Origin of the sequence: Mesorhizobium sp. 131-3-5 (assembly GCF_016756575.1) — a bacterium.
In the GTDB taxonomy this organism is placed as follows: domain Bacteria; phylum Pseudomonadota; class Alphaproteobacteria; order Rhizobiales; family Rhizobiaceae; genus Mesorhizobium; species Mesorhizobium jarvisii.
Map to the genome: position 1 here is coordinate 4,519,174 of NZ_AP023254.1, position 22,285 is coordinate 4,541,458.

The 22,285-nt window shown below is 62.3% G+C and carries 20 protein-coding genes; 6 read left to right on the forward strand and 14 right to left on the reverse strand.

Annotated features, from left to right (window positions below):
* Window position 1: 1 nt before the first annotated feature.
* Genes sseA through JG747_RS21975 form a run of 3 tightly spaced genes read right to left on the reverse strand, consistent with a single transcriptional unit; the run spans window position 2 to window position 2,714 of the window.
* Window positions 2–898 (reverse strand): 3-mercaptopyruvate sulfurtransferase, encoded by an 897-nt coding sequence (gene sseA, locus JG747_RS21965; protein WP_069092120.1) that lies wholly within the window; start codon window positions 896–898, stop codon window positions 2–4.
* Between the two features lie 38 nt (window positions 899–936).
* Entirely contained in the window at window positions 937–1,680 is a 744-nt protein-coding gene (locus JG747_RS21970) for an alanyl-tRNA editing protein (RefSeq protein ID WP_202362339.1), read from the reverse strand.
* Entirely contained in the window at window positions 1,680–2,714 is a 1,035-nt protein-coding gene (locus JG747_RS21975; protein ID WP_019857998.1) for a cysteine synthase A, read from the reverse strand. Before JG747_RS21975 ends, JG747_RS21970 begins: the two co-directional genes overlap by 1 nt.
* Before the next feature lie 226 nt (window positions 2,715–2,940).
* On the opposite strand from JG747_RS21975, the gene JG747_RS21980 reads away from it, so the two are divergent.
* Both JG747_RS21980 and JG747_RS21985 read left to right on the forward strand, forming a co-directional pair.
* On the forward strand, window positions 2,941–3,762 hold the full coding sequence (locus JG747_RS21980; protein ID WP_064982892.1) for an SDR family oxidoreductase: 822 nt from the start codon (window positions 2,941–2,943) through the stop codon (window positions 3,760–3,762).
* 93 nt (window positions 3,763–3,855) lie between these two features.
* Window positions 3,856–4,830 carry an alpha/beta hydrolase gene (locus JG747_RS21985; protein WP_064982890.1) on the forward strand — a complete coding sequence of 325 codons (975 nt, stop codon included), beginning with the start codon at window positions 3,856–3,858 and terminating at the stop codon, window positions 4,828–4,830.
* Window positions 4,831–4,937: 107 nt separating this feature from the next.
* Here JG747_RS21985 and JG747_RS21990 read toward each other — a convergent pair whose 3' ends face one another.
* From JG747_RS21990 to JG747_RS22000, 3 genes are all read right to left on the reverse strand, one after another.
* Window positions 4,938–6,359, reverse strand: a complete 1,422-nt coding sequence (locus JG747_RS21990) for a DEAD/DEAH box helicase (RefSeq protein WP_019857995.1) — start codon at window positions 6,357–6,359, stop codon at window positions 4,938–4,940.
* Between the two features lie 343 nt (window positions 6,360–6,702).
* The gene (locus tag JG747_RS21995) at window positions 6,703–6,984 is read right to left on the reverse strand and encodes a type II toxin-antitoxin system RelE/ParE family toxin (protein WP_202362340.1); all 282 of its coding nucleotides are present in this window, start codon (window positions 6,982–6,984) and stop codon (window positions 6,703–6,705) included.
* Window positions 6,985–7,233 (reverse strand): transcriptional regulator, encoded by a 249-nt coding sequence (locus JG747_RS22000; protein WP_202360033.1) that lies wholly within the window; start codon window positions 7,231–7,233, stop codon window positions 6,985–6,987.
* A gap of 63 nt (window positions 7,234–7,296) precedes the next feature.
* On the opposite strand from JG747_RS22000, the gene JG747_RS22005 reads away from it, so the two are divergent.
* Entirely contained in the window at window positions 7,297–8,829 is a 1,533-nt protein-coding gene (locus JG747_RS22005; protein WP_202362341.1) for an acyl-CoA carboxylase subunit beta, read from the forward strand.
* 36 nt (window positions 8,830–8,865) lie between these two features.
* Here JG747_RS22005 and JG747_RS22010 read toward each other — a convergent pair whose 3' ends face one another.
* Window positions 8,866–10,866 carry a hypothetical protein gene (locus tag JG747_RS22010; RefSeq protein WP_202360034.1) on the reverse strand — a complete coding sequence of 667 codons (2,001 nt, stop codon included), beginning with the start codon at window positions 10,864–10,866 and terminating at the stop codon, window positions 8,866–8,868.
* Window positions 10,863–12,401: an NAD(P)H-hydrate dehydratase gene (locus JG747_RS22015; protein ID WP_202360035.1), complete on the reverse strand. Its 1,539-nt coding sequence runs from the start codon at window positions 12,399–12,401 to the stop codon at window positions 10,863–10,865. The genes JG747_RS22010 and JG747_RS22015 overlap by 4 nt, the downstream gene beginning before the upstream one ends.
* 356 nt (window positions 12,402–12,757) lie before the next feature.
* Here JG747_RS22015 and JG747_RS22020 point away from each other — a divergent pair, with 356 nt between their 5' ends.
* Window positions 12,758–13,096 carry a P-II family nitrogen regulator gene (locus JG747_RS22020; RefSeq protein WP_006205430.1) on the forward strand — a complete coding sequence of 113 codons (339 nt, stop codon included), beginning with the start codon at window positions 12,758–12,760 and terminating at the stop codon, window positions 13,094–13,096.
* A gap of 62 nt (window positions 13,097–13,158) precedes the next feature.
* Entirely contained in the window at window positions 13,159–14,568 is a 1,410-nt protein-coding gene (glnA, locus tag JG747_RS22025; protein WP_010909302.1) for a type I glutamate--ammonia ligase, read from the forward strand.
* 866 nt (window positions 14,569–15,434) lie between these two features.
* Here glnA and JG747_RS22030 read toward each other — a convergent pair.
* Complete coding sequence (locus JG747_RS22030; RefSeq protein WP_010909300.1) at window positions 15,435–16,475, reverse strand: glutamine synthetase beta-grasp domain-containing protein; 1,041 nt, start codon at window positions 16,473–16,475, stop codon at window positions 15,435–15,437.
* Window positions 16,476–16,791: 316 nt separating this feature from the next.
* Here JG747_RS22030 and JG747_RS22035 point away from each other — a divergent pair, with 316 nt between their 5' ends.
* A complete protein-coding gene (locus JG747_RS22035) occupies window positions 16,792–16,983 on the forward strand; it encodes a DUF2735 domain-containing protein (RefSeq protein ID WP_019857985.1) in 192 nt (63 codons plus the stop codon).
* An 81-nt stretch (window positions 16,984–17,064) separates the two neighbouring features.
* On the opposite strand, the gene JG747_RS22040 is transcribed toward JG747_RS22035, so the two are convergent.
* The 5 genes from JG747_RS22040 to crcB all read right to left on the reverse strand — a co-directional run bounded on the left by JG747_RS22040 (window position 17,065) and on the right by crcB (window position 22,275).
* On the reverse strand, window positions 17,065–18,954 hold the full coding sequence (locus JG747_RS22040; protein WP_069092115.1) for an MFS transporter: 1,890 nt from the start codon (window positions 18,952–18,954) through the stop codon (window positions 17,065–17,067).
* Window positions 18,955–19,137: 183 nt separating this feature from the next.
* Window positions 19,138–19,929 carry an ATP12 family chaperone protein gene (locus tag JG747_RS22045; RefSeq protein WP_069092114.1) on the reverse strand — a complete coding sequence of 264 codons (792 nt, stop codon included), beginning with the start codon at window positions 19,927–19,929 and terminating at the stop codon, window positions 19,138–19,140.
* 12 nt (window positions 19,930–19,941) lie between these two features.
* Window positions 19,942–20,811, reverse strand: a complete 870-nt coding sequence (locus tag JG747_RS22050) for a DMT family transporter (protein ID WP_064983542.1) — start codon at window positions 20,809–20,811, stop codon at window positions 19,942–19,944.
* 47 nt (window positions 20,812–20,858) lie between these two features.
* On the reverse strand, window positions 20,859–21,839 hold the full coding sequence (locus tag JG747_RS22055) for an RluA family pseudouridine synthase (protein ID WP_019857981.1): 981 nt from the start codon (window positions 21,837–21,839) through the stop codon (window positions 20,859–20,861).
* A 61-nt stretch (window positions 21,840–21,900) separates the two neighbouring features.
* Window positions 21,901–22,275: a fluoride efflux transporter CrcB gene (gene crcB / locus JG747_RS22060; RefSeq protein ID WP_038652633.1), complete on the reverse strand. Its 375-nt coding sequence runs from the start codon at window positions 22,273–22,275 to the stop codon at window positions 21,901–21,903.
* Window positions 22,276–22,285 lie beyond the last annotated feature (10 nt).

The window sequence follows — 22,285 nt, forward strand, 5'->3', positions numbered from 1 at the left end:
TTCATTCCTTGCTGGCCTTGGCGGGGCCGGCCTTAGCGGGGCCGGCCGTCGCGGGGCCGGTCACGACAGGCGTGTCGGAGAGCCCGCCCCATTCCGTCCATGAGCCGTCATAAAGCCTGTTGTCGGTGTGGCCAAGCGTCTCCAGCGCGAGCGTAACCACCGCGGCGGTGACACCGGAGCCGCAAGATGTGATGACGGGCTTCGACAGGTCGATGCCGGCGTCCTCGATCACCTTGCGCAAACGGTCCTTCGACAACAGCATGCCGTTTTCCGACAGTGCGGAGTACGGCACGTTGCGTGCGCCCGGCATATGGCCGGAGCGGATCCCCGCGCGCGGCTCGGGCTCGACGCCGGTGAAGCGGCCGGATCCACGGGCATCGGCAATCTGGCTGGCGCCGGTCTCGACGATCCGGCGCATGTCGGCGAGGCTGGCGACGCGGCCGGCGTCGAAGTCGGCATGGAACACGCTTGGCGCGATCTTCGTCGGCTCGGACGTTACCGGGCGGCCGGCCGCCTTCCAAGCGTCGAAACCGCCATCCAGAATATAGGTCTGGAAAACACCCATGATGCGGAACATCCACCATGCCCGGGGTGCCGAGAAGAAACCCGGACCATCATAGACGACAATGGTGTCATCGGCGGACACGCCCATCGCACCGACATATTGCGCGAAATGCTGAGGCGAAGGCAGCGTGTGCGGCAAGGCAGCGTCGGGATCCGACACCGCGTCCTGATCCAGGAAGCGGGCGCCTGGAATGTGGGCGGCATTATATTCGGCGCGCGCGCCGCGCTTCTGCGCCGGCAGGTACCAGGACGCGTCCACGATGGTCAGGCCGGGCTCGCCCAGGCGCGCCTGCAGCCAGTCCGCATCGACGGTGAAAGGACTGTCTTCGGCCATTCTGGTTCTCTCTGTTCCGGGTAAGGCAAGGTTGCGTGTCAGGCGGCCGGCATCGGGCCGAAACGGATGCGGAAGCGCCTGTTCTCACGGCCCTTCTTTTCGATCTTGCCGATGTGGATTTCACCGATTTCGCCGGTGCTTTTCACGTGCGTGCCACCACAGGGCTGGCTATCGACCGCGCCATTCTCACCAATGCAGACCAGGCGGATCTTGCCGCTGCCGACCGGCGGCCGGACGTTCTTCGACTTGACCAGGCCTGGGTTCGCGGCGAGTTCCTCGTCGCTGATCAGCCTGGTGAAAATCGGATGATCGGCGCGCACCAGATCCATCAGGCTCGCGGTGACCTCTTCCTTCGAGAAGCTGGCGTCCGGAATGTCGAAATCGACCCGGCTATCGTCCTCGGAAACCGCCGCACCGGTGATCGGAAACGGGCAAACGACCGTAAGCAGATGGCAAGCCGCGTGCATGCGCATCAACAGGTGCCGACGTTCCCAGTCTATCGCGAGTTTGACCTTCTCGCCAACCGCCAGGGCCGCCTGCTCCGGCGCCGGCACGTGGATGATCTCGTCCTTGGCCTCACCTGTGATGGTGGCGGCAATGACGATGCGGCTGCCGTCGGCACGTTCGAGATAGCCGGTATCGCCCGGCTGGCCACCCGAGGTGGCGTAGAAGATCGTCCGATCGAAAATGATGCCGCCACGATCATTGACGGCAGCAACCGCCGCATCCGCCATGGCGAGATAGGCATCGTCGCGAAACAGCGCTTCCGTCTTGTGCGCCATCATGCGACCTTTTCGAAAGGCACCGAAATCTTGCTCTGCAGTTCCATCCAGCCCGGCACCGGGAGATTCTTCTCGCGCAGGAATTCCGGATTGAACAGCTTCGACTGGTAGCGCGTGCCGTAGTCGCAAAGAATGGTCACGATGGTGTGGCCGGGGCCCAATTCCCTGGCAAGCCGGATGGCGCCGGCAATGTTGATGCCGGTCGAGCCGCCGACGCACAGGCCTTCTTCCTGGATCAGGTCGAAGACGATCGGCAGCGCGTCCTCGTCCTTGATCTGGAACGAGAAATCCGGCGTGAACCCTTCGAGATTGGCGGTAATACGCCCTTGCCCGATGCCTTCGGTGATCGAACTGCCTTCGGACTTCAATTCGCCGCTGGTGTAGAAACTGTAGAGCGCGGCGCCAAGCGGGTCGGCAAGCGCGATTTTCACATCCTTGTTCTTGGCCTTCAGCCCGAAAGCGACGCCGGCCAGCGTGCCGCCGGAACCCACCGCCGAGACGAAACCGTCAACCTTGCCGCCGGTCTGGGCCCAGATTTCTTCCGCAGTGGTGCGGATATGCCCATCGCGGTTGGCGACGTTGTCGAACTGGTTGGCCCAGATGGCGCCGTTGGGCTCGGTCCTCGCCATCTGCTCGGCCAGCCGTCCCGACAGTTTCACGTAATTGTTGGGGTTCTTGTAGGGCACGGCCGGCACCTCGATCAGCTCGGCGCCGAGCAACCGGATCGTGTCCTTCTTCTCCTGGCTCTGCGTATCGGGAATGACGATGACCGTGCGATAACCCAGCGCCTTGGCGACCAGCGTCAGCCCGATGCCCGTATTGCCTGCCGTTCCCTCGACGATGACGCCGCCCGGCTTCAACAGGCCGCGCCGTTCGGCGTCGCGGATGATGAAAAGGCCGGCGCGATCCTTGACCGATTGCCCCGGATTCATGAATTCGGCCTTGCCCAGGATCTCGCAGCCGGTTTCTTCGGACGCTTTGTTAAGGCGGATCAGAGGCGTGTTGCCGATCACGTCGATCACAGAACGGGGCATTCAAGATTCCTTGTGTGCATGCGCCGAAACCCTAGAAACCCGAAGCTTCGGTTTCAAGGCAAGAATTCACCTGGTCCAGTCGCATTTCCGGCACTGCTGTGCGTCTACACCCCTTGCAGCCTGCTCGATATCCCAAAGTTCATTTGCACACGTGGTCGAAAAGCACTCTTTTCATTCGATTTCCTGACCGCTAGAGCAAGGCACCAACAACTCGGCAAGGCGCAACATGACACTCTATCGGGCCGATCCGGAACACGGCGTCGCCTGGGTCACGGGCGGCAGCAGCGGCATCGGCCGCTCGCTGGCCAGGGATCTGGCGTCACGGGGCTATACGGTGGCCGTAACGGCACTGGACGATGATCCGATCGACACGCTCATCGTCGAGACCGCGCAGATGCCGGGCAGCGTCACCGCCTTTCCCTGTGACGTCACGGATGAGCCGCGCATGGCAAGAACGGTGGCCGCGATCGAGAGCGAACTCGGCCCCATCGTGCTCGCCGTCTTCAATGCCGGAAACTACATTTCGACGCCTGGAGAGGCTCTGGTCGTCAAGGACTTTCGCCGGTCCTTCGAGGTCAACTATTTCGGCATCATCAACGGCCTGGTGCCGGTCGTGGAGTATATGCGCGTGCGGTCGCGCGGCCACGTCGTGCTGGTCGGATCGGTCACCGCCTATTTCGGCTGGCCAACCACGGCCGCCTATGGTGGCACCAAGGCGGCGATCAACATCCTGGCCGAGTCACTGAAGTATGATTTCGACAAGATGAACATCCGCGTCCAGGTGATAAACCCCGGTTTTGTCGACACGCCGCTGACCGAAAAGAATATGCTGCCAATGCCAGGCCTGATGCCGGTCACCCGGGCAACACGCCGCATGGTGAAGGCCATCAAATCCGGCGGCTTCGAAACCACGTTTCCTTACCGCACGAGCTGGCCGCTGAAATTTCTCGCCATGTTGCCGAGGCCGATAAGCCGATGGGTGATCATCTTGATGACCAGTTGGAAGGCAAGGCCGCTGCATTACGAGCGCAAGCCACCCAACGAATAGGATGCCCACAGGATTGGTGGTGTGGCTGCCTGAACGGCCGTTGCCTGTTCATGGCCACCACCATAGGTTTGTTGTTGTTGCGTGGAGTCTGCGATGGGGCGACGGATCGTGCTTGCTGTGCTGGCCCTGGTCGCCGTCCTTGCATTGGCCTTCGTCCTCGGTCCGCGCGTTCCCGTCGACACCACGATCCGCTTCGATCCTTCCGTCGTCGGTGACGATCCGCAGGCCTATGTGGCAAAGGTGGAGGCAGCCGTGCCCGGTATCCGCGACGGGCTGGAGAAGGAGATCGTCTGGGCCAATCCCATGGTGCATGCCAAGACGCCGCTGTCGATCGTCTACATCCACGGTTTCTCGGCTTCGAAGGGCGAGGTCCGCCCCCTGCCCGACGACGTGGCCGACCTGCTCGACGCAAATCTCTTCTACACCCGCCTGACCGGTCACGGGCAGGACGGCGCGGCGATGACGCAAGGCAGCGTCAATGCCTGGATCAACGACTATGAGGAAGCGCTCGCCATCGGCCGCGCCATCGGCGACAAGGTGATCGTCATCTCGACCTCGACCGGCGGCTCGCTGGCGGCATGGGCGGCTACGCAGCCCGCGGCATCGAATGGGGTGGCTGCCATTGCATTCATCTCGCCCAATTTCGGTGTGAAGGCATCCGGCGCCGAGATCCTGACCATGCCCTGGGGCAAACAGATCGCCGAACTCGTGATCGGCAAGGAGCGCAGTTTTGTGGCGCGCAACGCGCTGCACGAGAAGTTCTGGACCATCAAATATCCGGTTGCCGCGACGCTGCCGATGCAAGCGTTGACGGAACTCGCCTACAGGGCGCCGGTGGAGAAGGCTGATATCCCGGCTTTGTTCATCTTCTCGGATTCGGACAAAGTGGTGCGGCCAGACCGCACCCGCGAAATCGCAGGGCGCTGGGGCGCACCGCACGAGCTGGTGCCGGTCGACGACACCGGCGACCCGGACAACCATGTCATTGCCGGCGACGTGCTGTCGCCATCGACCACGGCATTTCTCGCGCAACGGATTGCCGTCTGGGTCGAGGCGGTGGCGAAGTAGGTGCGCAGACGGAAAGGGCGGCCGAAGCATCGCTTCGGCCGCCCTTTCTCTAATCGGTCAGGCAACCAGCCAAGCGCTAAGACTTGGCCGACCGCGACGAGGCTTGGTTAAGCAGCCCGCGCTGCCGGACGCTTGCCGCCGAAACGGCGCTTGTTGTTGCCCTTGAAGGGCTTGGCGCCTTCCGGCTTGCGCTCACCGGCAAAGGCCGGCTTGTCGCCGAACCGCTTCTTGCCAAAGCCGTTGCCCTTGTTTTCGCCGCCCGGCCGCCGGCCGTCACGACGGCCATTGCGGTCGTTGCGATCATTGGCGGGCTCGAAGCGCTCGTTCTTTTCAGCCGGATTGCGCTGCGGATCGGGGCTGCCGAGATGGTCGGCGACGATCGGCAGTTTGGTGCGGATGATGCGCTCGACCTGGCGCAGCTTGCTGTTCTCAGAAGGATCGCAAAGCGTGATCGCGATGCCGTCCATGCCGTTGCGGCCGGTGCGGCCGATGCGGTGGACGTAGCTTTCCGCCTCATCCGGCAGGTCGAAATTCACGACATGGCTGATGCCGGGGACGTCGATGCCGCGCGCCGCGATGTCGGTCGCGACCAGAATGCGGACCGATCCATCGCGAAAATCGTTCAGCGCCTTCTGACGGGCATTCTGCGACTTGTTGCCATGGATGACGGCCGCCTTGAAGCCATCGCGCTCGAGGTCCTTGGTCACCCGGTCGGCGCCATGCTTGGTGCGCGAAAAGATGATGACGGACTTCATCGCCTCGTCAGCGAGCATCGTCGACAGAACCTGGCGCTTCTGCTTGGTGCGGGCGAAGACGACGCCCTGGACAATCTCGGCCGCCGCGGTGCTTTGCGGCGAGACTTCGATACGGACCGGGTTCTTCAGAAGACCCTTGGCCAGTTCGGCGATCTCGTCCGGCATGGTGGCCGAGAACAGCGCCGTCTGGCGGTCAGGCGCGGTCGCCTTGGCGATGCGCTTGACGTCGTTGATGAAGCCCATGTCGAGCATGCGGTCGCCCTCGTCCAGCACCAGCCATTTGGTGTCGGAGAGGATGAGGTCGCCCTCGCGCACCAGGTCGGTCAATCGGCCGGGCGTGGCAATGAGGATGTCGACGCCGGGAGCAACCTTCTTCACCTGGCTGAAGCGCGAGACGCCGCCCAGCACGAGTGCCGTCGAGACATGCGCGCCCTTGGCGAGGATCTTGATGGTGTCCTCGATCTGCACGGCGAGCTCGCGGGTCGGCGCCAGGATGAGCGCGCGGGTCGTCTTGGCGCGCCGCTTGGTGCCGAGCGCGATGATCTTCGACAGGATAGGCAGCGCAAAGGCCGCGGTCTTGCCGGAGCCCGTCTGCGCGATGCCGAAAATGTCACGGCCTTCCAGCTGCGGCGGGATTGCCTGCATCTGGATCGGCTTCGGTTCGGTGAATCCGGCATTGTGGGTGGCCTTGAGCAGCGCACCCGTGATTCCCAGCGCTGCGAAACCGGAGAGTTCCGCGGTATCGTTGCCGGGCAATGTGTTTTCGTTGGTCAAAATAATCTTCTTTCACGCGGCTTCTTTGCCGCAAACATCAATGGCGGCAGGGCGCAACCTGCCGTCGAAAAATTTGATATGAAACGACAAGGCGGGCGGACGTGTGCGTCCACTCGGCTGCGCTGTCGTGCCCGCAGGCATCATGCCACGGGGCTTTTTCGCCGCCTTGCCGATTTGCCGGAAAGAGGGAAAACAGACGCAACCAGTCTCATTTGTCGAGAAGGCCGGAATCTCCCGGCCCAAGCGCCTATGGGCTGCATATGGCTGAGTTCGCCCCGGAATGCAAGGGGCGTAATGTTGCAGCGCAGCAAAAGCCGGCTAGAGAGCAGTCCGAAATGTTTGCTCAGACCTCATCCGGCCACTTCCTGGCGCCATGTTGCACAAACAGAATTTCTATCTGAGTGTCCGTGACCCGATAGGCGACGATGTAGGGTGTGCCGGGAATCACCAGTTCACGCGTGCCCTTGATCTCCCCAACTCGTCCGATGAACGGGTTGGCGGATAACAGCCGGGGGGTCTTTGAATGGATCTCACTGACGATCCGGGCAGCTGCCCGCGGGTTATGTTGGCCAATGTAGTCGCCGATTGACGTTAGCTCGATCAGATAGTGTCGGGTCCAGACAATTCACACAGAGGCTGATGCCTGAATGTACTTGTTGAGAACGGTCGCGATCTCTTCCTCATTGGCGAAGTCGCCACGGTCGGCGCCCTCTATTCCCGCCTGAACGCCTGCGACCCATTTTTCTTGCCACGCCAGCGAACGTCCATGGGACAGCGCATCCTCAATGATCTGATCACGTGTCAGTGTCGAGCGGGACGTGAGCATATCAATCCGGCGGTTCAAATCCTCGGATATTTCTACGTTGTTCTTCATAGGCTTATTCTGCCATATCTGGCGAATGCCTGCCAAGAAGTACCGCGCATGGGGGACCGAGCGATGAAGGACGTGCTGAAGGAACTCGAGCGCCGGCGCGAGATCGCCCGCATGGGTGGCGGCAAGGCGCGCATCGACGCCCAGCACAAAAAGGGCAAGCTCACCGCGCGCGAACGCATCGAGGTGTTCCTCGACGAAGGCTCGTTCGAGGAGTTTGACATGTATGTCGAACACCGCTCGACCGATTTCGGCATGGAGAAGACCAAGATCGCCGGCGATGGCGTCGTCACCGGCTGGGGCACGGTCAACGGTCGTCCGGTCTACCTCTTCGCCAAGGATTTCACCGTATTCGGCGGCTCGCTGTCGGAAGCGCATGCCGAAAAGGTCATCAAGGTGCAGGAGATGGCGCTGCGCAACCGCGCGCCGATCATCGGGCTTTACGATGCCGGCGGCGCGCGCATCCAGGAGGGCGTTGCGGCGCTCGGCGGCTATGCCGAAATCTTCCAGCGCAACGTGCTGGCCTCCGGCGTCATTCCGCAGATTTCCGTGATCATGGGTCCATGCGCCGGCGGCGACGTCTATTCGCCCGCAATGACCGACTTCATCTTCATGGTGCGCGACACCTCCTACATGTTCGTCACCGGCCCGGATGTGGTGAAGACCGTCACCAATGAGACGGTGACGGCCGAGAGCCTCGGCGGCGCCTCGGTGCACACGACCAAATCCTCCATCGCCGACGGCGCCTACGACAACGACGTCGAGGCGCTGCTACAGATGCGCCGGCTGGTCGATCTCCTGCCTGCCTCGAACACATCGGAGATTCCCGAGATCGAATGCTACCAGTCGGTCACCGACCACGATTTGTCGCTCGATCGGCTGATTCCCGACAACGCCAACAAGCCCTATGACATCAAGGAGCTGATCCTGAAGGTCGCCGACGAGGGTGACTTCTTCGAAATCCAGCAGAGTTTCGCCAGGAACATCGTGACCGGCTTCGGGCGCGTCGAGGGCCGCACCGTCGGCTTCGTCGCCAACCAGCCAATGGTGCTGGCCGGCGTGCTCGATTCCGACGCCAGCCGCAAGGCGGCGCGCTTCGTGCGCTTCTGCGACTGTTTTTCGATCCCGATCGTCACCTTCGTCGATGTTCCAGGCTTCCTGCCCGGCACCGCGCAAGAATATGGCGGGCTGATCAAGCACGGCGCCAAGCTGCTCTTCGCCTATGCCGAGGCGACCGTGCCGAAGATCACCGTCATCACCAGAAAGGCCTATGGCGGCGCCTATGACGTGATGGCGTCAAAGCATCTGCGCGGCGACATGAACTATGCCTGGCCGACGGCGCAGATCGCGGTGATGGGCGCGAGAGGCGCGGTCGAGATCATCTACCGCAAGGACATTGGCGACGCGGACAAGATCGCGGCCCATACAAAGACTTACGAGGATCGCTTCCTGTCGCCCTTCGTCGCCGCCGAGCGTGGCTATGTCGACGAGGTGATCATGCCGCACTCGACCCGCCGCCGCATCGCCCGGGCGCTGCGGATGCTGCGCAACAAGGACATGCAGAACCCCTGGAAGAAGCACGACAACATCCCGTTGTAAGCCGCCGAAGGGCGTTTACCGGGAAGCAGTAGCCGCTCATTCCTCCTCAGTCGCGCCGAACCCAGCGTCCCTGGGCATGCTGGTAGCGCTCGCCCAGGGTGTCGCGTGGTTGTCGATGCGCATCTGGAAGATGAAATAGGTCGGCGAGCAGAAGCCGATGCCCTTGATATTGGCGACACCCGGCATGTCCGGCGGCAGAGACTGGCACATATAGTCCTCGCGGCAGAAATGATCGGCCGAGCAAGCCGGCCGGTTGCCGCGATTGACCGCACCGCCAAGGCACTGGTCGAAATTGTTGGTCGCCACGCACGTGTCGAATTTCTTGCCGCCGACCAGCCCGCAGATTTCGTTCGGCATCGGCTTGCCCTTCTTGAAGGCGGCGAAGCTGCGATCCTTGTCGTGACAGGCGCGATAGGCAATGCCCGCCGGCACGCCGATCTTGGGCGGCCGGCAGGTATAGGCGGTCCGCGAAATCCCCGGCGCGAAGGCGGCGAACTGGCCGGTAATTTTGTAGCGATCGTTGAAAGGCTGCGACGGGTTGCTGGCGATCGACCCGTTCAGGCAGGGATGGCCGGAGAACATCCTTTCGCTGTCCTTGGGCAACAGACACTGCGCCAGAGTGGTGCGCACGCCAGACGCGGCCACCAGCGGCGTGCAGACCGTACCGCCACCGCATTGCCAGGTCGCTCCGAAACGCTTGGCATCGTCCGGCATCAGGCACGGCATCGCCATTTCTGCCGGCGCGTAGTCGATTTCGCCGGCATCGCTCCATGTGGCTGGCGGCGCGAAGGACAGCGGCCGGTACCGGTTCGGCTCCTTGCCTTCTTGCGTTGCGCGCAGCCAGACCTGGCGCCGGGGGACCTCGGCATGCAGATGCGGCGAGATACCGACCTCGATGCGATTGAGCGGCGATGTCGTCCTGTCGTCGAGGCCGATGAAGTGGAAGCCGGCCGTGGAACCGGCCTGGTGGCAGCCCTGGCAGGCGCCATTGTCCAGCCGGTCGACCAGTGCCTCCGGTGTGCGCACCAGCTTCAGCGCCGCATAGTCCAGGCCGGCGAAATCCGTGGGCTTGAAAAGCGGCGTGAACGGATGGTTGGCCTGTCTCGCGCTGCCAAAGGTCGACCATGAGATGACCTTCTTCGCCAGGAATTCGCTGGGGAGTTCGTAGACGCCGAGATCGACCGCCCCGACATTGGCGCTGACATAATCGGCGAGCTTTTTCTTGAGCGCTGCGTCTTGCGAGAGCCGCGGGGTGTCCGGCGTGTTCTCCAGCGGCTTCTCACTGACGGCGGCGCCATCGATGCCGAATATCCGCATGAGATAGGCGGCCTGCCCGCCGAATTCGGTCTCCTGGCCGGAGGGAAAGCGCACGACCTGCGCATTGAGTTCAAGCTGCTTGAAGGTCAGCCCGGCCCGCTCCAGCGGCCCGCCGGTCAGCCAGCCGGCATCGACGCTCTCATCGAGTTGCGGCGTCCAGCGCCCGGCAACGCCGACGCAGCCGCCGTCGGCATCGGGTGCCGCACGGTAGACGGCGTTGAAGTTGAACGGCAGCCGCGAGGCCAGGACCTTGCCGTCCTTCTTGAAACTGTAGGCCAGGCGATAGATGAAGCGCACCTCGCCGCAGCTCTTGTCACCTTCCAGGGCAGCGAAATCACGCCGGTCGAGCCGGTTGACGACGCCGACCAGCCGGAAGCGCGCCGCCTCCGTCTTCAGCCAGCGCATATCCATGATGCGGCCGACATTGGCGTCGGTCACCTCGTAGAGCGTGCGCCCGCCGGCCTTCATCTCGGCGCGCAGCGTGGCAATGTCTGATGCCGCCGTATCGACGATCGCATGATAGGCCGGCGCCCTGTCATAGAGTGTCTTCAGGTTGTCCTCGCCATCGACGGCGAAAATGCCGGCGAAGCCAAAACCCCCGGCATCGAGGGCGGCGAGCACCGCCGGATCGTCGACGATGGTCACCGGCTGTTCGGCGCGCACGCCATGCGATGCGAACAGCGCGATGACGGCCGCGACGGCGAGCGCGAAACGCCTCATTCGACGGGCACCTTGCGACGTGCTTCGACCAGTTCGCGCAGTACCGGCACCAGCGCCAGCGGCAGATCCTCGGCAATCAGCCCCGCACCGAACCGGCTGCCGGCCTCGGCATGGATCCACACCGCCGCGCAGGCCGCTTCGAACGCCGGCATGGCTTGCGCCAGCAGACCGGCTGATATGCCGGACAGCACGTCGCCAGACCCGGCAGTGGCAAGCCACGCCGCGCCATTGGAATTGATCGCCGCCCGGCCGTCGGGCGCGGCGATCACCGTGTCGGCGCCCTTGTAGACGATAACGGCATTGGCACGTGCGGCCGCCGCGCGCGCCTTGTCGAGCTTGGACGAGGCATTGTCATCGGCGATATCAGGAAACAGCCTGGCGAACTCCCCTTCGTGCGGGGTCATCACCAGGGCCGGTGCATTCGGCCGGCGCGCCGCTTCGAACAAGATTTCCGGCGCCTCGCGAAACGCGGTGATCGCGTCGGCGTCGAACACAAGGCCATCAACCTGTGTGGCGGCATCCTGAGCTTGTCCGGAGGCGAGGAGCGCCAGCCCAAAGCTTTGCGTTTTGTCACCAACGCCGAAGCCCGGGCCAAGGATGAAGGCCGAAGGCCGGCGTTCGCCGACAAATTCCCGGATGTCCGCGACATCATCGGTCTTGCGCAGCATGATCGAGGTCAGATGGCCGGCATTGACCTGCATGGCGTTGCCCGGCGACAGCACGGTCACCGCCCCTGCCCCGCTTCGAGCCGCGGCAAGCGCCGACAGCCGCGCCGCCCCGGTAGCGCTCGGCCCGCCGGAAAAGACGCCTACATGGCCGCGCTTGTACTTGTGCGCATCGACAGCCGGCACCGGGAAATCGCGCAGCCAATGCACTTGCCTGTTCTCGAACGTCCGGGGCTGGAGCCGTGCGATGATGTCGTCGCCGATGCCGATATCGGCGAGCACGATCTCGCCGCATCGCTCACGGCCAGGCAGCAGCAGGTGGCCTGGCTTCTTGCGCGCGAAGGTCACGGTGACGGCGGCGGTAAATGCCACGCCCAAAACTCCGCCGCTGTCGCCGGAAACGCCCGAGGGCAGATCGACCGCGACAACCGGCAAACGCCTATCGGTGGCGACAGCCACCGCCCTGGCGGCATCGCCGGACAGCGGTTTAGACAGCCCTGCGCCGTAAAGCGCATCGACCACGATCGAGCCAGGCTCGGCTTCGAACCCGGACAGTGGCCGGGACGCGATCGGGCACTGTGCCGCGGCAAGTGCTGCGTCGCTTCGCGGCCTCGGCGCACCGGACGCCCAGATCGTGGTGGCAACGCCGCTGTCAGCCAGGATACGGGCGACGACATAGCCGTCGCCACCATTGTTGCCGGGACCACACAGCACGTGGACATGGGTCGCTGAGGGGTAACGCCTGAGAACTTCGCCCGCGACCGCTTCGCCGGCGCGGCACATCAGGCCGATGCCGTCGACCGGCCCGGCGGCAATCGTCAGCCGGTCCGCCTCGCCCATTTCGGCGGAAGTAAGAAGTTCATCGCTCATGGATTGCCGATCCGCATTCGATCAAGCATTGTCCAGTTTTCGAGCCGAAGCAAACAAAGAGGAGCGCATCAGCAACTGCGGCCATGCCACCAAGGCGGGCATCAAGGCAAAAAGCGCACACCAGATGAGCATTCCGCCTAATTATTAGGCGGACGCAAGCATGGGGACTGTGTAGGCTTCAGCAGGCCATGCCGCATCCGATGCAGTGAATGACGCGAATTTGCATCTCGGTGCGGCATGGGTTGGAAATCGTATGAAACCGCTTCGAATCCAGCTATCTGGCACAGTTCGTGCTTGATGGAGGCGCAAGCGGGGGTTCACAACCCGTTTTTTTGGCAGTGGAGGCCACTTTTTACATGAAAAAGATCGAAGCGATCATCAAGCCATTCAAGCTGGACGAAGTGAAGGAAGCGCTTCAGGAGGCCGGACTGCAAGGCATCACCGTAACCGAGGCCAAGGGCTTCGGACGTCAGAAAGGCCATACCGAACTCTATCGTGGCGCCGAATATGTCGTCGATTTCCTGCCGAAGGTGAAGATCGAGGTCGTGCTCGGCGACGACGCGGTCGAAGGCGCCATCGAAGCCATCCGCAAGGCGGCCCAGACCGGCCGTATCGGCGACGGCAAGATCTTCGTCTCCAATATCGAGGAAGTCGTGCGCATCCGCACCGGTGAGACCGGAATGGACGCGGTCTGACGCGACCAGCCTTCTAAGAAACGTCATCCATCAAAAAACGTCATCAAACAGGGATACATGACATGACGACAGCCAAAGACATCATGAAGCAGATCAAGGACAACGACGTGAAATTCGTCGACCTGCGCTTCACCGACCCGAAGGGCAAGCTGCAGCACGTGACGATGGATGTCGTGGAGGTCGAGGAAGACATGTTTGCCGATGGCGTCATGTTCGACGGCTCCTCGATCGCCGGCTGGAAGGCCATCAACGAGTCCGACATGGTGCTGATGCCCGATCCGGATACGGTCCACATGGACCCGTTCTTCGCCCAGTCGACCATGGTCATCCTGTGCGACATCCTCGACCCGGTCTCGGGCGAATCCTACAACCGCGACCCGCGCGGCACGGCCAAGAAGGCCGAGGCCTACATGAAGTCGGAAGGCATCGGCGACCAGATCTTCGTCGGCCCGGAAGCCGAGTTCTTCGTGTTCGATGACGTCAAGTACAAGGCCGATCCCTACAACACCGGCTTCAAGCTCGACTCCACCGAACTGCCGTCCAACGACGACACCGACTACGAGACCGGCAATCTCGGCCACCGCCCGCGCATCAAGGGCGGCTATTTCCCGGTGCCGCCGATCGACAGTGCGCAGGACATGCGCTCCGAGATGCTGACCGTGCTCGCCGAAATGGGCGTGCGCGTCGAAAAGCATCACCACGAGGTCGCGGCTGCGCAGCACGAACTCGGCATCAAGTTCGACACGCTGGTCCGCAACGCCGACAAGATGCTGATCTACAAGTATGTCGTGCACCAGGTCGCCAACGCCTATGGCAAGACGGCCACCTTCATGCCGAAGCCCATCTTCGGCGACAATGGCTCGGGCATGCACGTCCACCAGTCGATCTGGAAAGGCGGCAAGCCGACCTTCGCCGGCAATGAATATGCCGGCTTGTCGGAAAGCTGCCTGTTCTACATTGGCGGCATCATCAAGCACGCCAAGGCGATCAACGCGTTCACCAACCCGCTGACCAACTCCTACAAGCGTCTGGTGCCCGGCTATGAAGCGCCGGTGCTGCTTGCCTACTCCGCGCGCAACCGTTCGGCCTCCTGCCGCATCCCGTTCGGCTCGTCGCCGAAGGCCAAGCGCGTCGAGGTCCGCTTCCCCGATCCGGGCGCGAACCCCTACCTTGCCTTCGCCGCCATGCTGATGGCCGGCCTCGACGGCATCAAGAACAAGATCCATCCGGGCCAGCCGATGGACAAGGACCTCTACGACCTGCCGCCGAAGGAGCTGAAGAAGATCCCGACCGTCTGCGGTTCGCTGCGTGAAGCCCTCCAGAGCCTCGACAAGGACCGCGGCTTCCTGAAGGCCGGCGGCGTCTTCGACGACGATCAGATCGACAGCTACATCGAACTCAAGATGGCCGAGGTGATGCGCTTCGAAATGACCCCGCATCCGGTCGAATACGACATGTACTATTCGGTGTAAGAACCCGTACCGACAGCGTTGAAAAGGCCCTTGAAGGATTTCCGCCTTCAAGGGCCTTTTGCTGTTCGTCAATGCTCATCGATGGAGGCGTGTGGCCAGCCACGCGAGCGCTCTCTATTTCGTTCCAAAGCATCGTTTGATGGCGCGACTTGCCAGCTTCGTGGCCGCCGGCGGAAATCGCAAATGAAGGCTGGTGCGTGGCAGTTTCGAGCGCGCAATCGAACGCCAGGAGCGAGCGGCGCACTGCCTCAGGCTGCAATGCCCGCTCGTCCGGCGCCCCCGCCAATGCCGTCGTTCAAGAAACCCCGCCCCGTTCGAACAGCATCGCTTTGGCGTAACCCCATGGCCACGAATACGCATGCCGCAGCGTGATCTGTCAACTTCGCCCGACGAATGCATAAATCGCCGATTTCGATGTATGAACAGAGGCTTATACTGGGGATCGTTGGAATGCGGATGAGCCGGAACACGCCGTTTTCCGGGCTTTTTCGACGAAGTCGAGAGCGTACGACACCAGTGGCGGCAAGCAGCATCAGCCAAAAGCCTCTCCATCCGGCGGATTTGCCCTGGCCTTTTCAACCTGACTTTTTTTGGGGGTATTCGCTTCGCCGGCCAGCACTTCAAAAAAGAATCCCGGCGAAGGCCGGGATTCTCGCAAGGACAGAGCGTCGGCGGGTGACGTCTATCCGGCAAGTTCGTCGGCCATGCCAAGGTGCTGGCGGCGCTGAAGGCACGTGGGGCTGTCGCCGGTTGAGAACGGCAGACGCGCCTCGCAAACACGAAAAAGCCCTGGCGTTTCCGCCAGGGCTTTTTGTTGTCGAGTTCTGGTCGCGGCGAAGACCTTGCGATCCGCGCCGCGAAAACAATCAGGCGGCGGCCGAGACCTTAGCGTCGGTCGCAACCTGCGAGATCGTCTTCAGCACCTGCGAGGCGATCTGGTAGGGGTCGCCCTGGGAGTTCGGACGACGGTCCTCCAGATAGCCCTTGTAGTCATTCTTGACGAAGGAGTGCGGCACGCGGATCGAGGCGCCACGGTCGGCGACGCCATAGCTGAACTTGTTCCACGGCGCGGTCTCGTGCTTGCCGGTCAGGCGCTTGTCGTTGTCCGGACCGTAGACGGCGATGTGGTCCATCAGGTTCTTGTCGAACTGCGCCATCAGGGCTTCGAAATAGGCCTTGCCGCCGACTTCGCGCATGAACTTGGTCGAGAAGTTGCAGTGCATGCCGGAGCCGTTCCAGTCGGTGTCGCCGAGCGGCTTGCAGTGGAACTCGATGTCGATGCCGTAAGTCTCGGTCAGACGCAGGAGCAGGTAGCGCGCCATCCAGATCTGGTCGGCGGCCTTCTTGGAGCCCTTGCCGAAAATCTGGAATTCCCACTGGCCCTTGGCCACTTCGGCGTTGATGCCTTCGTGGTTGATGCCGGCAGCAAGGCACTGGTCGAGATGCTCTTCGACGATCTTGCGCGCGACGTCGCCGACGTTCTTGTAGCCGACGCCGGTGTAGTACGGACCCTGCGGCGCGGGATAACCGCTCTCCGGGAAGCCGAGCGGGCGACCGTCCTTGTAGAAGAAATATTCCTGCTCGAAGCCGAACCAGGCGTCCTCGTCGTCGAGGATGGTCGCGCGGCTGTTCGATTCATGCGGGGTGACGCCATCGGGCATCATGACCTCGCACATGACGAGAATGCCATTGGTGCGGGCGGGATCCGGGTAAAGCGCCACAGGCTTCAACACGCAATCGGAGCTGCGGCCTTCGGCCTGCATGGTCGAGGAACCGTCGAAGCCCCACAGCGGCAGCTGTTCGAGCGTCGGGAATTCCGCGAATTCCTTGATCTGCGTCTTGCCGCGAAGGTTGGGGACCGGGGTGTAACCATCGAGCCAAATGTACTCGAGCTTGTATTTCGTCATTCTAGCCTCTCGTTGCTTGTTCACCGAACACCAAACGGCCTCGACACGCGTCTGCCGTCGGCAGCCGGCGCTGCCGATCCCTAAAATGCAATTCATGTGCCACTCCGACTTCGGCGGGTGCGGCAAAATGGCAGGGATATCGCGTCGAATTTGCTGAGCCGCCTCAGCACTGGGTCCAAATCAATCAAACGCGAATTATGCATAAATATTAGGCAATTGCTGATCTTTTCGTAGGCATATTGCCTAAAGGAATCGCAGGACTTATCTTGTAGGAAAGCTGAATCGACAAGCTCCTGAAAAAGAAAGGAGACCGCCCATGGAAGTCGTCCCCTCCCGTCCGTCGGCAAAAATTCTGATGTTCCCTCTGGCAGCGCGCAAATCTGCCTCAAATTTAGGCGCAAAGGCGAAATTCGCGGCAGAGGTCGCCTCGTTGCGCTACACGTACGCCGATTTTGACGGCTGGTATCACGAGGCGGCCATCGAGGAAGATAATCAGCCAAAGAGCTGATCCGCTTCTTCGGGTCTCAGACATGGAAAAGCCCGGCGTGAGCGATCACGCCGGGCTTTCTCTTGGCCGATGACGGCTAGGCTATTCCTTGCCGTGTAGGTCGGTGCCAAGCGTATCCTTGACGAAGATCATGCCGATGATCAGCGTCATCGCCGCGATCACCACCGGATACCACAGACCATAGTAGATATCGCCCTTGTAGGCGCTGAGCGCGAAGACTGTTGCCGGCAACAGACCGCCGAACCAGCCATTGCCGATATGATAGGGCAGCGACATGCCGGTGTAACGAATGCGGGTCGGGAACATCTCGACCAGGATCGCCGCGATCGGCCCGTAGACCATGGTCACGAACAGGACCAGGATGAACAGGATGCCGATCGTCATCGGCCAGTTCACGGCGGCCGGATCGGCGAACATGGCGAAGGCACCGCCGCCCGGTATGTTGTAGACGGTGACCTCTGGCGCGCCGGCGGCCTCCTCCGACGTCAACAACTTGTCCTTGACCGCCTGATCGATCGGCACCGCGGTCTTTTCGCCGCCGCGAATGGCAGCCGCGTCGAGCTTGAGTTCAGGATTGGCCGCGACGAAGGCGTCGAGCTTCTGGTCCGCTACCTTGATCGCCGCACGCTTCAGCGGATACCCGCCGTCCTGCAGCGACATGTTGACCGCCTTGACGAAGGCCGCGTCCTTGGCCTTGGCCTGATCGCCAGCGGCGACCGCGTCGTAGGACGACACCGTCTCGTTGCCGATCTTGACGGTAGCAGCCGTACCGGCTGCCGCCGTCGATACCACGTCATAGGGAACCGAGTTCTTGGTCAGGAACGAAGTCGCGATGTCGCATGACGTCGTGAACTTGGCGGTGCCGACCGGGTTGAACTGGAACTTGCAGTCGCCGGGTGCTGCCGTGACCGTTGCCTTTGTATTCAGCTGCGCCTTGGCGAGTGCCGGATTGGCGGCCCAGGTCAATGCCTTGAACAACGGGAAGGTGCAGACGATGGCGAGCGCAAGGCCAGCCATGATGATCGGCTTGCGGCCGATCTTGTCGGAGAGCCAGCCGAACACGACGAAGAAGATCGAGCCGAGTGCCAACGCGATCGCGATCATGATGTTGACCGACTGCGCATCGACTTTCAGTACGTTCTGCAGGAAGAACAGCGCGTAGAACTGGCCATTGTACCAGACGACGGCCTGTCCAGCAGTGAGGCCAAGCAGCGCCAGCAGTGCGATCTTGGCGTTCTTCCACTGACCGAAGGCTTCCGAAAGCGGTGCCTTCGAGCCCTTACCTTCGTCCTTCATCTTCTGGAAGGTCGGAGACTCCGAGAGAGACAGTCGAATCCAGATCGAGACGGCGAGCAGCACGAAGGAGACGATAAACGGAATACGCCAGCCCCAAGCGGCGTAGGTTTCCTTGCTCAAGGAGCCCTGAACAATCAGAATGACGATCAGCGACAGGAACAGGCCAAGTGTCGCCGTCGTCTGGATCCACGACGTGTAGAAGCCGCGACGGTCGTCAGGCGCGTGCTCAGCGACATAGGTCGCCGCACCGCCATATTCGCCGCCGAGGGCCAAACCCTGCAACATGCGTAGCACGATCAGGATCACCGGAGCCGCGATACCCAAGGTCGCATAACCGGGCAGCAAGCCGACCAGGAAGGTCGACAGACCCATGATCGTCATGGTGACGAGAAAGGTATATTTGCGGCCGACGAGGTCACCGATACGGCCAAACACCAGGGCGCCGAACGGGCGGACGAGAAAACCGGCGGCAAAAGCCAGCAGCGCGAAGATGTTGCGCGTCGCCTCCGGAATGGTCGGACTGAAAAAGGTCGAGCCAATGAAGGCCGCCAATGAACCGTAGAGATAGAAATCGTACCATTCGAAAACGGTGCCGAGTGAGGAAGCGAAGATGACCTTCTTCTCTTCCCGAGTCATGCCGCGGCTCGTTCTGCCGGCGGTCGATGCCATTGCCATTGAGTTGTCCTCCCGTGAGACGCTGTCCTCGATGCCGGGCGCCAGTGTCAGCGTTCTCCTCCGAACGCGGACTCGGAAATGCCGGGCCATCACGGGAAAAATGACAGAAAGCGCCCGCCGGCGGCAGAGCGACGATGGGATTATGACTTTGGTATTAGGTGCGGTGCGGCAATCGCCGCAGGGTCAACCCTTGAGCGCCTCGAGAAGGCTGACGGCAGCCATCATATCGCGTTTGCGGGCGGCACGGCGCGCGACCGCTTCGGCGTCCTGCCCCCAATGCTCGATCTGCCAGTCCTCGTCGACATGGCCGGCGGCCCAGGCAGTCTCGGCATCGAGCTCGCCGAAATCGACCGCCAGCGCCAGCAGCGCCGAACCCGTCAGCGAGGTCATGAGGTGGATGGCGGCCAACCGCAGCGGCTCGGCGCGCTGATTGAGATGACTGCCCAGAACGGCGATCGTCTCGCGTGGCTGCTCGACATGGATGATGCCCTCGGCAAGGTTGAAGCGAGCCCCCAATGTCGTGCGCGCCCAATCGATGACCGGATCCCACTGCTCGTTCTGCCGCTCGACCAGCCCTTGGGGAGCGTCGGCGCGGTAACAGAGCAGATCCGATGAGGCAAACCGCAGTATGTCTTCCAGCACCGCCTGCGGATCGTTGGCAACGCCGTCGATGGTGGTGTTGACCAGGCGCATCACCGGCATCGTCACCGGATTGATCGTCTCGCCCTGTTCCGCGAACTCGCCTGCAACCAGCACTGCCGCCGCCTCGGTCGGCAGCGCCAGCAGCGCCTTGCCCGGCGTGCGCACCGGCTTGCCGTCGAGATGCACGGCAAAACCTCCCTCTATCGGCACAACCGAAGCGGTTTTGTAGAAGCGCTTGGGCAGCGGCGTCTTCATCTGAATCTGGGCGCGGCGGACCGGATCCGGATCGGAAAGATACTTGCCCGCTTCGAGGTCGTTGAGGATGTCACGCATGAAAAGTCACTCTCACACCGGTGTCGGCTTGCGCGCCGGCCGGTTAACGATGATCAGGCCCGCCGCAATCAAGCCAAGTGCCAGAAAAATGCGAATGGTCAGCGGCTCGTTCAAGATGATCGCGCCGCACAGGACACCGAAAACCGGCGACAGGAAGGTAAAGCTGGACAGGCCGGAGGCCGGATAGCGGCGCAGAAGCCAGAACCACAGGACATAGGTGAAGGCGACGATATAGATCGCCTGGAAAAGCAGCGCCAAAGTTGGCAACAAGGACGGATCGCGCACCGGCGGGCCGGCGAGAGGCAGCACCAATATGCCGACGATCGCCGCGCCGGCGAGTTGGTAGAGCAGCAGCTTCTCGGCGCTCGCCACGACCAGTTTCGACCGCTTGATGAGGATATTGGTCAAAGCCCAGAAGAACCCGGAGCCAAGACTGAGCAGATCGCCGAACAGCATGTCGCCGCCGCCAAGCTTGTCGGAAAAGACGGCGGTGAGGCCGGCAAAAGCCAGCAGCAGGCCGAGGAACTTGCGCATGGTGATCTGTTCGCCAAGCAGGAAGTGACCGCCAATCAGCATCCAGAACGGCATTGAGTTGACCAGCAGCGTGTTGCGGGCAACAGTCGTATGCTCCAGGCCGACATAGAGGCAAAGGAACTCGATGCCGAAAAGCACGCCTACGGCAATGCCGGCGAGCAATGTGCCATCGCGCCTGAACAGAGCGATGCCGCGCCAGCGGCACCAGAGGAAGACGCAGAAGCCGCCGATGATCGAGCGTGCGATCGACAGGAAGACGGGATCGTAGCCGGCATAGGAGATTTTGGCGGCGACATAGTTCAGGCCCCAGGAAAAGGTCAGGCCGACCATGATGGCGGCGGCGGCCATGTCGACTGTGTCGCGCCGATCGAGCGCGTCAGTGGCGCCGCTCAAGATCAATCCTCCGCGCTGGCGTCGTCGAAGCCGATCAGGTTCCAGCTCTGGCGCATGTGCGGCGGCATCGGCGCGGTGACGTCGATGACGCCCTTGTCGGGATGCGGAATGATGATGCGGCGCGCATGCAGATGCAGGCGATTCTGGATACCGCCGGGGAAATCCCAGTTGGTGTCGGCCTCGAAATATTTCGGATCGCCGATGATCGGGCAGCCGATATAGGCGGCATGGACGCGAAGCTGGTGGGTGCGGCCCGTGTAAGGTTCCATCTCCAGCCAGGTCATGGTCTGCGCCGCCTGCTCGATGATGCGGTAGTAGGACACGGCATGGTCGGCGCCTTTTTCACCATGCGCTGCGACCCGGACGCGGTCGCCATCCTCGGTCGGCTCCTTGATCAGCCAGGTCGAGATCTTGTCCTCGCGCTTCGGCGGCACGCCCTTGACCAGCGCCCAGTAGGTCTTCTTCGTTTCGCGGGCGCGGAACGCTTCCGACAGCTTCATGGCGGCCAGTCTCGTACGGGCGACAACCAGCACGCCCGACGTGTCGCGGTCGAGCCGGTGGACCAGCCGCGGCTTCTCACCCTTCTGGTTGCGCCAGGCTTCCAGCATGTCGTCGACATTGCGGGTGACGCCCGAGCCGCCCTGCACCGCAAGGCCCGCCGGCTTGTTGAAGACGAAAACCTTCGGATCCTCATGGATCAGCATTTTCGCCAGGACGTCGGCATCGCCCTGGTTGCGGATCGAATGGCCAGTCAGCGCGCTCTCGCCCTTCTTGTCGACCTCGAGTGGCGGGATACGCACCACCTGGCCGGGCTCGACACGGCTGTCGGCCTTGACGCGGCCGCCGTCGACGCGGATCTGGCCGGAGCGCAGCAGCTTCTGCAAATGGCCGAAACCAAGGCCCGGGAAATGCGTCTTGAACCAGCGATCGAGCCGCATGCCCGCCTCGCCGGCCTCCACCGTGATCTGTTCAACGCCTGCCATTTTTTCTTCGCTTATCCGTTTCCAAAGCAGGGCTCGGCCTGCGCTTGGCGCGGCAATAGCATTAAGGCAGGCTTCTTGCGAGCCAAAGACCCAAAAACAGGGCGATGATCGCGCCAATGACACTGGCCAGCGCATATCCAAATGCCGGCAGCGTGGCTCCGCGCTCCCACAGCGTCGCGAAATCGAGCGAAAAGGCGGAAAAAGTCGTGAAGCCGCCAAAGATGCCGGTGGCGACGAACAGCCTGACTTCGTTCGACCCGCCGCGGCGCGCCAGGGCGGCGATGAACAGGCCCATGGCAAAGGAGCCGACGATGTTGATGACCATCGTGCCCCAGGGGTAGTTGGGGCCGACAAGACGCAGCGCGCCCATGTTGGTGAGATGGCGGATGCCGGCGCCGATGCCGCCGCCGACGACCACGAGAAGCAGATTGAACATCATCGTCTAC